This is a genomic window from Shewanella gaetbuli, assembly GCF_023284065.1.
GTDB lineage: Bacteria > Pseudomonadota > Gammaproteobacteria > Enterobacterales > Shewanellaceae > Shewanella > Shewanella gaetbuli.
Genome location: NZ_JAKIKP010000002.1, coordinates 16,458 through 30,008 on the forward strand (window position 1 = coordinate 16,458; position 13,551 = coordinate 30,008).

At 37.7% G+C, this 13,551-nt stretch carries 10 protein-coding genes; 1 reads left to right on the forward strand and 9 read right to left on the reverse strand.

Annotation, left to right across the window (positions count from 1 at the left end; translation table 11 throughout):
- Positions 1-67: 67 nt before the first annotated feature.
- The 5 genes from L2672_RS02770 to L2672_RS02790 all read right to left on the reverse strand — a co-directional run bounded on the left by L2672_RS02770 (position 68) and on the right by L2672_RS02790 (position 8,471).
- Entirely contained in the window at positions 68-580 is a 513-nt protein-coding gene (locus L2672_RS02770) for a DUF5462 family protein (RefSeq protein ID WP_248994320.1), read from the reverse strand.
- A complete protein-coding gene (locus L2672_RS02775; protein WP_248994321.1) occupies positions 570-1,259 on the reverse strand; it encodes a fimbria/pilus periplasmic chaperone in 690 nt (229 codons plus the stop codon). The genes L2672_RS02770 and L2672_RS02775 overlap by 11 nt, the downstream gene beginning before the upstream one ends.
- Positions 1,243-3,816 (reverse strand): fimbria/pilus outer membrane usher protein, encoded by a 2,574-nt coding sequence (locus tag L2672_RS02780; protein ID WP_248994322.1) that lies wholly within the window; start codon positions 3,814-3,816, stop codon positions 1,243-1,245. The genes L2672_RS02775 and L2672_RS02780 overlap by 17 nt, the downstream gene beginning before the upstream one ends.
- A complete protein-coding gene (locus tag L2672_RS02785) occupies positions 3,782-4,402 on the reverse strand; it encodes a fimbrial protein (protein ID WP_248994323.1) in 621 nt (206 codons plus the stop codon). The genes L2672_RS02780 and L2672_RS02785 overlap by 35 nt, the downstream gene beginning before the upstream one ends.
- A 1,315-nt stretch (positions 4,403-5,717) precedes the next feature.
- On the reverse strand, positions 5,718-8,471 hold the full coding sequence (locus tag L2672_RS02790) for a S9 family peptidase (protein ID WP_420833128.1): 2,754 nt from the start codon (positions 8,469-8,471) through the stop codon (positions 5,718-5,720).
- A 479-nt stretch (positions 8,472-8,950) separates the two neighbouring features.
- Between L2672_RS02790 and L2672_RS02795 the strand changes: the two genes are divergently transcribed.
- A complete protein-coding gene (locus tag L2672_RS02795) occupies positions 8,951-9,961 on the forward strand; it encodes an isocitrate dehydrogenase (protein WP_248994325.1) in 1,011 nt (336 codons plus the stop codon).
- A 107-nt stretch (positions 9,962-10,068) separates the two neighbouring features.
- On the opposite strand, the gene rlmM is transcribed toward L2672_RS02795, so the two are convergent.
- From rlmM to L2672_RS02815, 4 genes are all read right to left on the reverse strand, one after another.
- A complete protein-coding gene (rlmM, locus tag L2672_RS02800; RefSeq protein ID WP_248994326.1) occupies positions 10,069-11,172 on the reverse strand; it encodes a 23S rRNA (cytidine(2498)-2'-O)-methyltransferase RlmM in 1,104 nt (367 codons plus the stop codon).
- Between the two features lie 217 nt (positions 11,173-11,389).
- Positions 11,390-11,779 (reverse strand): DUF423 domain-containing protein, encoded by a 390-nt coding sequence (locus tag L2672_RS02805; protein WP_248994327.1) that lies wholly within the window; start codon positions 11,777-11,779, stop codon positions 11,390-11,392.
- A 20-nt stretch (positions 11,780-11,799) separates the two neighbouring features.
- Positions 11,800-12,531 carry an alpha/beta family hydrolase gene (locus tag L2672_RS02810; RefSeq protein WP_248994328.1) on the reverse strand — a complete coding sequence of 244 codons (732 nt, stop codon included), beginning with the start codon at positions 12,529-12,531 and terminating at the stop codon, positions 11,800-11,802.
- The gene (locus tag L2672_RS02815) at positions 12,512-13,423 is read right to left on the reverse strand and encodes a transcriptional regulator GcvA (protein WP_248994329.1); all 912 of its coding nucleotides are present in this window, start codon (positions 13,421-13,423) and stop codon (positions 12,512-12,514) included. The genes L2672_RS02810 and L2672_RS02815 overlap by 20 nt, the downstream gene beginning before the upstream one ends.
- Between the last annotated feature and the right edge of the window lie 128 nt (positions 13,424-13,551).

Below are 13,551 nucleotides of genomic sequence, written 5' to 3' on the forward strand. Positions count from 1 at the left end.
TGCTACAATACCAGTTAAGTCGAGGAATAAAACTTAATAAAAATTATTAAAAAACATTAAAAAGCAACTAAATTGAATAAACACTTCTTGCATTAATGACCAAGTCTAACTCAAATGATTTATTTAAATTATTGACAACATAGATTTTAAAACTCCCAACTGCAACTAGCTCAATTGTTTTGTAATCGTCTGGCAACACCAATTGCACAAGACCTTCTGACTCATTAATATTTAAGTCAGATTGAACACCATCAATATTTAAAGCTATGTCAGCAATGATGTAAGAATCAGACTCTGGATCAGAGCCTTTAAACCGAATAGTCGCTTTACCGGGAAAAAGCTGCACTAGTTCACAGTCATTTAATTCAATTAATTTCGCTAATCTTTTGTTATAAGAATCTAATCTTAAAAGCTGAGGCTCTGGCAAAAATTGCTCAACAATTAAAAACTGACCTTCTACATGAGCTACATTTACTCCTCCTAAATCAAATACCTTATAGTCAACCTCTTCAGCGACAACATCTATAGGAAATAGCAAATAAAAAATGATGCTCAAATTACATATAATTTTATTGTTCACTTTCATCCTCCACATTTAGAATATAGCGTTCCACATTACCATAATCATTAATAGCATCTAGGGCAGTAACCTCAACCTCTCCATCTATTTTTATATAGTCTCCAGGCTTAAAAATGGACAAACTAGCAATATTAGATTTACTTAATTCGACAATACCATTGAGGCTATACAGATTCCCGATAGCAAAAATATAAGGAGTTGTATTTCTGAGATAAGTTTTACCTGACTCATGGCTTACGGTTAACTTCTTCTCAGAAGCATAGCGATACTCTCTAATTAATTCTGGGCGATAAATAACTTTAACCTGAGTTCTAATCGCCATATTCAAACCGTTACCTGCCAATTTGGGTGGAATTTCTTGTAAGTTTAACCAAAATAATTTTTCATCATCTTGAGAAATATCCTTAACAGCTTTGATAATACGCACCACTTGAGTACTGCCAGCCTTTATTCTAAAAAAACTCGGTGTAACAATAAACTTTGGCTGTTTATCCGGACTAGAATTATCAATCCAAATTTGCGCCGCATACTCACTTTGAGAATCATTCTTAATCATTACAGATACTGAAGAACTATTTTCATTGAAAATATATCTAGTCGCATCTAATGATAGAGCAGAATGAGCATTGTAAGAAAAAAACAAACATACGATTAAAATCAATTTACTTATATTTTTCACAGGTGACCCCTTGCAGATATTGCGATTCAACTAATTTATCAAACTTAATTATACAACCGGCCAAATCAATATATTCAGGAGTTGAAATTAAGTTAAACACTAGAACACCATTGTTAGATATAAAACCAAGTGGCGTACCATTCTGATCAAAGGCCCATGTTCCTGCTGAAACAAAATCACCTTTTGAATTTTTCACTTGTAAAATATAGCGCTTTAACTCAAAGTGCTTTAAAGGAAGATAAACGACGGCATTTTGAGAAGGAACAATTGTAGTATTAGTTTCAAATAACTCTAAATCATTAGGTAAACTAGAAGCGTCCAATGTTATTTGATTTAACTTGTAACTGGTGAGTGGAATAACAACGTTACCATTTGAATCAGTTCCCATTCGTGATTGATTGAACTTTACATTTTCAACACCATTAACATTAACAACAGCAATTGTGTCACTTAAGTTTTGAGAAAATAGAAAAGTTTTCTCTTGTGGTATTGCAACCATTGTTCCGCTGAAGGAAGCTGAACCAGTAATATTTCTCTCAGAATTACTGACCCTAAAGTTTGCAAATCCATAATTGCTTAAATATGACGAATTCAAAGACGATAAATAACTTTCCCCATTAACACTTTGGCTATGATTAAGACCAAAGCTTAACTGATCATTGATGGAAGAACTAATGCCAGTACTTATATTGACAGAGCCACCTTTGTTTGATGTCAATGATGTTGTTGAAATAGCATTGCGGTTTATTAAATCAAATGGCACTGAAACAGAGGCTGATAAACTGTAATTATCTGTGTTAGCATTATTTGAGTAAGTTGCGCCTAATGAAAAATCTAAATAATCAAGGTTAGCACTAAATGAAAGTGTAGCCCCTTTACTATCTGGAAAACCAAAATACTCCCTTAGCCACAATGAAGTATATATTCTAGAAAAATTAGATAGCCTATGGTTTGCGCTTATATTAATTTCATTACGCGTTCTTTGTTTAATTAAATTATCATAATCTTTCGCATAAAATTTTGAAAATCCGATATAGTCTTGAGAATCATAATAAGTCGTGTGTACTCGAAAACTCGTTGACTCTGTCAAGAATCTCATTAACGAAACGCTGACTTTGTTGCCAGTTTTTCTCCCTACGTCACTAAAATTAGCTAATGTCACTTCACCTTCAAAAGAAACACTGCCTAACCAGTCAAAGTTTGTTTCAAGACTTGCCCCTAAAGCAAAGTAGTTTGGATGTGCAAGTCCTTCTGCTCTCAAAGAAAACAGTTCAAAACCAAGACCACCATTAGCAGATATAAAAACTTTATCATCAGCAAAGTCATTGTTACGTTTCCCTAGACTGACATAATATTCAATTTCATTATTATTTAACATTGAAGGTGATATATTGATAGGAATAACATCTTCTCTGACTGTACCATCACTTTCTGTAATGACCATTCTCACATCACCACTTCGAATAAGTGTAACATTTTCAATAACAAAAGGACCGGGTGAAACCGTTTCTGAATGGACAGAAATACCATTTTGCACTAAAGTCACTTTTGCAAAACTATTGGCAATACCAACAAATTTGGGGCTATAACCGTGACTCGAACTCATTAATCTATTACTGGAAATAGACAAACCATCCATGCTATCTCCATTAATAATACTCCCCCCACCAAAAATCCGGCCTAGGCTAAAATCAGATTGATAGTCTCTTAAAGGAGTAGTTGCATAAGCAAAGTCAACTTCAAACTTATTATCATCGACGAAAGCATAACCATTAAGTACCCAACGACTAATATTGGCTTTAATTTGAGTAGAAGCAAAAACATCTATATTTTTTTCATTAGCAAAAACATTAGCATTATATAATGTTCTTAAAGAGTTTGACCCATAATCCCATTCAACGTCTGTTAAGTTTACTTTTCTAATTCCAGCCTGAGGAATAGTTAATACAAGTTGCTGAGTTGGGAAATCAAAGTTTGCATCGGAGTTATTTTGATTATTAATAAAATAACAATCTAAGTCACTATGATAGTAATTTTTGTAAAAATCTGAGTCCAATGATAGATTTATCGAGTCTAAAAACTTACTGTCAAAACAAATATTTGGATGGTCTTCATCGGATATAACCAACAATCTATTACCTGCTGATTTATTATTTACGATTACATCGACAACGTAACTTCCATTTGAAATATTGACAGAATCTAGTCCAAGCCACTTTTCATCTCTGCCGCCTTTAAAGAAACTATAATCAAACTCTATTTCTTCAGTACTTTCGATGGGTTCACTTTGTGGTACAGCTTTTTCATGTTCAAGCGATGTTACTAAGTTCACATTCTCATTTGAAATCAACGAATTCTTTGTTTCAACTTTTTGAGTTTCCTGAATACTTTCATTCAGTAGAACATTTTCCGTTAGTTCATTCACAGATTCCGCTTTAGAATCAGAAATAATCGCAGAAAAAAATAACAAACTGACTAATAGTGAACAGAAAATTGAATCTTTTTCGTTAAATAACTTTTTTTTAATTATATTTAATGTAAATGGAAAGGCTGCCATTATACTCTCCTGGTTCAGCCTGTTTTAAACCTAATGGTTTAGCTATAAAAGAAAAGTTCCCCTTAGATGCAAAATCTTTATCATACTTAATTTCATTGTTAGATAAGGTGATAGGATTGTTATTACTTGCTTCTAGATCTGTAGAGTTAATCTCAACTCGAATATTGTTACCCGCGCCATATGTAACTACCCCTCTTTGGTCTAATTGTCGACCTGATGAGTCCCCAAAAGATATTGATACCTTTTCTTGTGCGGCTAAAAATGCAGAGCAGCCAAGCTCAGCACTTCCTTTTTCTCTCCCCTGAATATGGAAAATCTGCTCTTTTATCCCTCGATCATTACTGACGTTGTAATCGCCGAAGTCTATTGTATCGACATTATTGCTTTGTGTTAGGAAGCTAAAGCTACAGCCAGATGTCACGATAACACCTTTAATTTTAATTTTAGTTTCTGCGCTAGATTCTTTAGCCGTAGTCGCACTAAAACTAACCAAGGATAAGAATATGCACAGAGCAAGTGCTTTCGTAAACTTTCCAACTGCAACCAACAAACCAAATAATGTTAGTACGAGAAACTTTGCATTCATAATTAGCCTTAACTAGTTTTAATTCACAACATATCTGGCTGAGTTGAATTAAACAAAACAACAAGATGAAAGTAACAAGCTAAAAGTGGAATGAACGATAATTAAAAAAACACAATTTTCCAAATTAATAAAAATTATTAATCCCCCAACTTTTTACACATCATAAAAGACCATTTTATTTATATTATTAATTTTTAACCACCAACCAGGCCGGTCTTCACAACTATAATAAACCCCATTAAATCAATTGCCTGCATAAAACCTACAAAATCAAGTGTCAGATAAAACAGTTAAAAAACTGACTGCTTGTTAATTTACTTTAATACGCGTTTAACTCTATTTAATTTGTCTTTAATTTAAAATGGCATACGCTGAATTCGATATAGCTTAAAAAATACTAAGCTCACCGAAGAAATCTCGATAAATACAGTTTAATTATGATGATAACTGTCCCTAAATCCCGTTGTTCATATAACTGAAGAATCTGATTTAATAACAAGCAATACTTGATGTGAGTTATGTTTGTCAATTCAGTTTATTACGAAAGTTAGAACCCTCCCCCATAGCAGATTCCGGCTCACAAGCATTGCCGGAATGACGGATGACTGGTTGGTTAGTCGAGTGTAGCTGGTGAATAGCGAAAACCTATTGTCAAAGCCGCACGATTCGTCATTCCCGAGTGCTGTTATCGGGAATCTTTTTTATTGATGTAGGGTTTAAGAGTACTAAAGCTTGATCGCTATAAAGCAGATTCCGGCTCACAAGCATTGCCGGAATGACGGGTTACTGGTTGGTAAGTTGGATGTATCTAATGAATAGCGAAAGCCTATCATCAAAGCCGCACGATTCGTCATTCCCGAGTGCTGTTATCGGGAATCTTTTTTATTGATATAGGGTTTAAGTCTACTAAAGCTTGATCGCTATAAAGCAGATCCCGGCTCACAAGCATTGCCGGAATGACGGGTGACGGGTGACAGGTTGGTTAGTCGAGTGTAGCTGGTGAATAGCGAAAACCTATCACCAAAACCCCACTATTCGTCATTCCCGAGTGCTGTTATCGGGAATCTTTTTTATTAATGTAGGGTTTAAGAGTACTATAGCTTGATCGCTATAAAGCAGATTCCGGCTCACAAGCATTGCCGGAATGACGGGTGATAGGTTTGTCAAGTGAATAGAAAAAATTGGATGAGCGATATGGCGTGTATGAGTTGGGTATACCTGATGAGTCAGGGATAGCTGGTACTTAAGTTGTTTTAACAATTGCAGTTGATACCACAATTGTTAAAACGATTTAAGGTAATTAATTCATAAACGATTAATTACCTTCGGCAAACTCTTGATAAGCTTCGCCTTTATCTAGCCACATTGGCGCGGGTTTACCCAACAAGTAGTGATCAAAATACTGGCGCATTTTAATAGTGTAATCCAATTTATTTGGATACTTTTTCAGGTGATGAGGCTCGCCTTCATATTGCAAAAATACCACATCTTTACCCGCTCGGCGCATGGCAAGATACATTTCGACCCCTTGCTCCCACGGCACTGCATCGTCAATATCACCAAACATAATCATCATAGGTGTTTTAATTCTTTCTACATAAAACACCGGTGAGTTTTCAATGTATTTTTGCGGTGCTTTGTAAAGGCTTTCACCAATACGACTTTGACCCATTTCATATTGGAACTGCCTAGCTAATCCACTACCATGGCGAATACCACTGTAGGCACTGGTCATGTTAGAGACTGGCGCACCAGATACGGCAGCGGCAAACATATTGGTTTGAGTGACTGCAAATGCCGTTTGATAACCACTCCATGAGTGCCCATGAAGACCAATTTTCTTAGGATCAGCAATACCCATATCAATAATTTTTTGCACCCCTGATGTCAGCGCTTTCACTGCTGAAATACCAGGGTAACCAATTTCAAAACGGATATCGGGTAAGAAAATGGCGTAACCGTTATTGGTATACCATGCAAAATTTGGACGATGGTTAATTTTCATGTCTGGAAACGAATGTAACCTGTCACTCATAAAGCGATAGTAATACACCATCACTGGGTAAGTTTGACCTTGCTGATAATTACTGGGTTTAATTAGCACGCCGTCAATGGGTTCACCATCACCGCCAGTCCATGACACCAACTCAGCTTTCCCCCAATCAAATGCTTGGCGTTGGCTATCAAGATCAGTCAGCTTAACTTTGTTATCAAAGTCTGCTTTAATAACAGCATAAATATCAGGGTATAAGTCAAATCTCTCTGATGAATATAAAATGGTTTGAGCATCTTTTGCTCTTGCCAATACTGTTAATTTACTGTCCGCATCAGTGAGCGACGTAACACCTGCTTCGCCCACTTTTGCTTGAAATATCCCATCGGCTTTAGTGATATGGCTGTAGCCTTTAAGCAACACTAACTCACCACTTTTAAGGGTTGTTGGTTGTTTATCTTCAACTAGTCCCTGAATGCGATATTCCACCTGTTGTTCACGACCTTTGCCAGCCGTTAACATAAATCCACTGTTTGAAGCGATATTAAATTGCCATGCATCGTATTTATCATATGCAATAAAACCGCTGTCATTTTCTAACCAAGGACCAAAACCATAACCGGGTGCAGCGCTTGGGTAATCGTGATCTTCATTGGCAAAAGTGGTGTTAATCTCTGCCGTTAAGTTATGACTTCTTGCTTGAGCGATATCGTATACAAAAATATTGCCTTGTTGATAATAATTTAAAAACTTACCGTTAGGCGACAATGTCGGTAGCTGATTTGTCGGTTGCTGCGCCAACACTAAAATGCGTCTTCCGGTATTTAAGTCAACAAGATAAATATCTTGATAAAAGCCTGCCCATGTGACCATTTTTTGATAAGGCACATCTGAAGTAGCAACTAAATAGCGGTGCTGTTCGCCATAATGTACCGTGGGAACCTCTTTGTCAGCTAACTGAATAATGCGATCAGCTTGAATATGATAAACTGCCAAATAAGTGCGTTTTAACTCATCTTTATACTCTTTAACTTCTTGTGGTTTAATTTTAGGGTCATCACCATGCCAAACTCGCAAGTTTTTATTGGCAGTGATAATATTTTGGTCAAATAATGAGGCTTCATCAGTATATTTAGTGATGTTTTTTGGCGTACTAACTTGAGGTACTCGCCCAACAAATAAGCGCTCGTTATCACGAGAAAACATCAGTGTTGAAAATTGATTTAACGTCCAGTTGTCGCTTTTAGGCTGACGATGTTTTCCAGAAGTGATATCAATAATATGCAGCTGATATTCTCTAGCGACTCTTTTACTGGCTAAACTTCCACTGGTAAAAGCCACATTACGGCCATCATTACTTAAAGCAAGCTCACCAATTTGTTCATTATCGCCTGTGTAGATAGCTCTTTTAGACTGGTGGGTTAAATTAATCACAATCAATTGATGATTTTTAGCTGAATGATCATTCACACTGGCAGCAAAGTAATTACCAGATTCATCAAAAGTATATTGTGTGACATGGGTTAGTTCGGTTTGTTTTTTCGACGCTAAATGAATAAGTACAAGTTTGCTGCCTTCATCATCTTTTTCAACCTTAGGCTGCTTATCACTGTTATCAGATTGACTGCTGTCATCTTTGTCTTCAGCAGACTCAGCATTTTTATCAGCCTTAAACCACACAGCTAAATATTCCCCGTTATCACTAAAGCTAGCTGATTTAACGTTGTCGAATATTTGCTGAGAACCGCTAGTCACATCAAGTAAAGCAAGCTGCTGAGTTAATTCATCAGGCTTTTTGGTTTCTTTATCTAGCAAACTGGCAGGAATAATCGCACTGACAAACTGCCCATTGCGACTTACGGCTGGCTTTGTACCACCCGCAATGTCAAAGGATTTTTTGCCATCAGTTGATTTAACAATCACATAGCTTTCGCCTCTATCTGGCTTAGCTTCAACCGCCATCACTTTACCATTGTCGGCGAGTTGCGGTTTTTGTAGGTCATTAAAATGCATAATGTCATTTAATGATAAAGGCGATGCATTTGGACTGGCACTAAATAGTGTCAAGACTATCATCAATGTCTTAGTGAGCTGGCGAGATAGTTTCACAATCTTCCTCTTATTATATTTGAAGCGAGTGGTCATCCACAGTGCTGAATAAAACGTTAACTTATTCATACGACTATAGTCGTCTTGTTATTCAGCTTAAGGATAGACATTATGCAATGGTGACAATGTCATAATATTGCGCGCGAATTTTCAACAAATCTAACATGCAACAATGAAAAGTTAACCATAAGTTGTGGAACGGTATTTTAATGCAAAATGCGTTACAAATACCCTTTTTAATGTGAGCTGACTCACTATTTTCTGTAAATAAACATTAATGGCATTTAAAATGCGACCAACAGAGCATTCACCCTCACCATGAGCATCAAATAGTCATGATAAAAAGAGCCTATAAGGTCGCACTAACACCTATTGATAGTTCACATGATTAAGTTAAATAGTGCTCGAAAATAGGCTTAATTGATAAACACTTTTAAGGATTCAACATGTCTACAAGAACAATTACTGTAATTCCAGGCGATGGTATTGGCCCAAGTATTATTGATTCAGCACTGAAAATTCTTGATAAAGCGGGATGTGATTTTGAATATGAATTTGCCGATGCGGGGTTAACGGCTTTAGAGAAGCACGGTGAATTATTACCTCAACGAACACTGGATTTAATCGAAAAAAATCGTATTACCCTTAAAGGGCCATTAACTACACCTGTTGGAGAAGGCTTCAGCTCAATCAATGTTAGCTTACGGAAGCGGTTCAGCTTATATGCCAATGTTCGTCCAGTGAACTCCTTTAAAGGTACTCAAGCAAGATATGATAATATTGATATTATTACTGTGCGCGAAAACACGGAGGGAATGTACTCTGGTTTAGGCCAAAAACTATCTGATGATGGTGAAACGGCTGAAGCAACTAGTATTATTACTCGTCAGGGAGCTGAGCAAATTGTTACTTTTGCCTACGAACTAGCACGAAAAGAAAATCGTAAAAAAGTCACTATTGTTCATAAAGCCAACATTATGAAGTCAACCTCAGGACTGTTTTTAAAAGTCGCCCGCGAGGTCAGTCAACGATATCCCGATATCATCACTGAAGAAATGATTGTCGATGCCACTTGTATGAAGTTAGTGATGAACCCAGAGAACTTTGATGTAATGGTCACTACAAACCTATTTGGCGATATTTTATCTGATTTATGCGCAGGACTTGTGGGGGGGTTAGGCATGGCTCCTGGAGCGAATATTGGTCGAGACGCGGCTATCTTTGAGGCCGTGCATGGTAGTGCGCCTGATATCGCCGGTAAAAATTTAGCTAATCCTACCTCAGTCATTTTAGCGTCTATTCAAATGCTGGACTATTTGGGAATGGCGGATAAAGCGGCAGCCATTAGAAATGCCATAGCATCGGTAATTGAAGAAGGTGATCGCACCACGCGAGACTTAGGCGGCACTCACGGCACAACCGACTTTACACAAGCGGTACTAGAACGTTTAGGGTAATTTGCATCAGCAATAATATTGCTGCTTCAGTTGAACAATAAAGCCCTAATTTTCATTAGGGCTTTATCATCTTTGAAATCACTAAGCTTTCGAAGTTACTAGATGAGCTATCGCTCACCTAGTACAGCGTAGTTAACACCCTTGTCTGGGAATAACCACAAGTGAACAGTCACTTCGTCTCTATCGTGATATAAATGCTTACATTGCAGGCGGTAATCAATTTCGTTTTCTTTAAAAATTTCTGCCATGGTATCTAAAATTACTCGCACATCTTTGTAACGGCTTTTCATGGGTAATTTTAAATTAAATATGGCTTCTTTAAACCAACCATTAATTGCCCAAGCTTCCATTAACTCGGCGACTCTTGATGGTTTCTCAACCATGTCACACACCAACCAATAAATATTTTTTCGTGGCGGTTCAAACCTAAAACCGTCGGCACGGTAATGTTTAACTTGGCCAGTATCCATTAACTTTTGGTTCATTGGCCCATTATCAACCGCGGCAACCATCATGCCTCTGCGCACCAGTTGATAAGTCCAGCCCCCAGGGCATGCACCTAAATCGACAGCGTTTAAACCACTACGACAACGTAATTCTTGCTCTTCTTTAGATAAAAAAGCACTAAAGGCTTCATCTAACTTTAAACTAGAACGACTCGGAGCATCAGCAGCCATTTTTAGGCGTGGAATACCCATAAAATGTGGCGAACTATTATGGCTTAATGAGTATCCTGCATAAGCTTTACCTGGGCCAATAAAGCAAACATGAATAATCGGTCGACGTGGATTTTCTGTGCCTAATAATGCACCTGACTTTTTCAAGCCTTGGCGCAGTGGCACGGTAAACTTGCGGCAAAAACCCGACAACTCTTTCGCTTCATTGGTGTCAGGGGTTTCAACACGTAACTCACCGCATTTAGACAGTTCACTTAACGCCTCAACAATGGGGCTTACTCTATCTTGTTCGGGTAAGTCGCTAAGTAACTCAGCGGCGGCAAACATTTGTCGCGCAAAAATCAATGAACTTAATGCCAGTTTTTCAACTAGCTCATCTGCGCCATTGTCATCAAAACATTGAAAAATAACATAAGCATCATTGTTGTTGGTTTTAACAAAACCACCAATATTAAGCTCTGCTGCACGTTGTTGAATTTCTGCAGCACAGTCTTTTTCATATCCAGCGCGGCAAAAAAGGAATAGGTTTTTCATGTAAAGCCTTAGCAAAAGTGAATCTTGAAGCAATTTTGGCAGGATTATACCAATCACGATAAGTAAGTGATCAGAAATAGCGCTGGAAAAATGTTCGAGAACAAGACAGGTTTTTCGATAAATAGTTATTCTACAATCAAAAAATCTAACGCTGTTATCGATTATTTTAACAAGCTAGGGTGATCAGCTATTTATTACGATTGGTATTATAGCAAGTTTATTCTACCACCGCAGATTTTGGTTTACGGATTGCAGCAAGAGCAAACAATACCCAGCCAATTAACAAACAAAATCCTCCCATTGGGGTAATAGGCCCTAACCATTTTGCCCCAATAAGTGCATAGAGGTACAAGGAACCAGAAAATAACACCATGCCCAGTAAGAAGAATATGGCTGACCATTTGATAAGCTTAGCTGATAACCACTGCGCAGAAAACGCCAAACAACATATCGCAAAGGTGTGATAGAACTGATATTCAACCGCTAAATTAAAAATACTAATTAACTCAGGCGGAGCAATATTTTTTAATCCATGAGCACCAAATGCCCCTAACGCCACCGCAATAAATCCACTAATGGCACCAATAAATAAAAGTCGACTATTCATGCTAAACCTTGAAAAAAATTTTATGGGTGATCAGAACATACTTTTGTTGAAAATGATGCGATCTCATCCACGGCAACAGCTAAATTTTGATTAAACGTCAGCCCCGATGATTTGCGCGGCGCAAAGCTATGATCACCATCAGCAATAGTGACGACTTCAATATCAGCACGTAATGGCCAACGGTTAATTTGCTCAGGCAAGCCAAATTTATCTCGCTCACCCTGTAAGATTAATGTGGCCATTGTTGAATCATTTAACGGAGACAAGCGAGGTTCGCCACCTTTTTTAATAGGCACAAATGGGTAACCTAAACATACCTGCCCTTTTATTTGCTCAACAAGTTGCTTAGCATCTGTATTGATAAACTCATGGGTTAAAGAGGTCAATGTGGCCATCATCCTTGAGCCCATAGACTTACCTACAAAGACAATATTGCTTGCTTTAATTTCACCTTGTTGCTGCTTTTGATGAATATCAGCTAAAACTGACTCAAGGTGAGCCAATAATTTTGGCGCTCTATCTGGTGGACGCTTTTTGCCATCTAACATATTGGCTTGCATATAAGGAAAATTAAATCGATATACCGCAAAGCCTTTGTTATTAAGCTCATGGCTTAACTGCTCCATAAACGCATGATGCATATTGGCGCCAGCACCATGGGCTAACACTATTAAGGTATCTGATTGTAAATCACCGTCTAATAGGTAATCAGTTGCTAAAGGTAACGTTGGTTTATCCTGCGAGTAAATCACTACGCGACTCCTCAGCAAACATATCCACCATCCATTCACGGAATGCACTCACCTTACCCAGTTCAGAATGGTTAGGTTGGCACACTAAATAATACGCATCTTTACTCACTAATACCTCAGAGAATGGACACACTAAACGACCTGCTTTTATGTCAGGACGAGCCAGTACACTATAGCCTAATGCAATACCTTGACCATGCGCTGCCGCTTGTAATACTAATGAAGAATGACTGAATATAGGCCCTTGATTCACATTAATATCGCTAATACCACATTGCCTAAACCAAGCTTGCCAATCATGCCTAGAAGAGTCATGCAATAACGTGTGGTGTTTAAGATCTTGAGGGCTATTTAAGGGTTTTGGGCCGTTAAGAAGTAATGGAGAACAAACGGGAATTAACACTTCGTTACGCAGTTTATCAGCACGAAGTCCGCCCCAGTTTCCTTGGCCATAATAAATTGCTACGTCCACATCATCGGTTAACGAGCCTGCGTCGCTGTCTACCGCTTTAATTCGTACATCAATATCTGGATTCTTTTCACTAAACTTAGCCAAACGAGGCACTAGCCATTGAATGGCAAAACTGGGCGACATACTTACAGTTAATGACCCCACCGCACTGCGAGCCAGTAGTCGGTCAGTCGCTTCACCTAGCTGAATAAAGATATCTTTAATATCTAAGAAGTAGCCTTGGCCTTCTTCTGTTAACAATAATGATCTATTTTTGCGTCTAAACAGCTTCAGACCTAAAAAATCTTCTAATGCTTTAATTTGATGACTTACCGCAGCCTGAGTGACAAACAGCTCCTCTGCAGCCCTTGTAAAGCTTAGATTTCTTGCCGCGGCCTCAAATGCTTTTACTGCATTTAATGGGGGTAACCGTCTAGACATAGTGATCCATCTCTCGTTTTTGAATTAGTTTTTCTAATGATTATCGATATTTTTTGTCGTTTGTAAAGAACTGTGTTTTTGATTAAATTATCACCATTGAAATTTAGTGAGTTGGACAGCTTCTACGA

What these genes read in the sequence shown, in the direction of transcription:
- L2672_RS02780 (WP_248994322.1), bottom strand. Translation starts at nt 3,816, where the DNA reads ATGGCAGCCTTTCCATTTACATTAAATATAATTAAAAAAAAGTTATTT.
- L2672_RS02785 (WP_248994323.1), bottom strand. Translation starts at nt 4,402, where the DNA reads ATGAATGCAAAGTTTCTCGTACTAACATTATTTGGTTTGTTGGTTGCA.
- L2672_RS02790 (WP_420833128.1), bottom strand. Translation starts at nt 8,471, where the DNA reads ATGATAGTCTTGACACTATTTAGTGCCAGTCCAAATGCATCGCCTTTA.
- L2672_RS02795 (WP_248994325.1), top strand. Translation starts at nt 8,951, where the DNA reads ATGTCTACAAGAACAATTACTGTAATTCCAGGCGATGGTATTGGCCCA.
- rlmM (WP_248994326.1), bottom strand. Translation starts at nt 11,172, where the DNA reads ATGAAAAACCTATTCCTTTTTTGCCGCGCTGGATATGAAAAAGACTGT.
- L2672_RS02805 (WP_248994327.1), bottom strand. Translation starts at nt 11,779, where the DNA reads ATGAATAGTCGACTTTTATTTATTGGTGCCATTAGTGGATTTATTGCG.
- L2672_RS02815 (WP_248994329.1), bottom strand. Translation starts at nt 13,423, where the DNA reads ATGTCTAGACGGTTACCCCCATTAAATGCAGTAAAAGCATTTGAGGCC.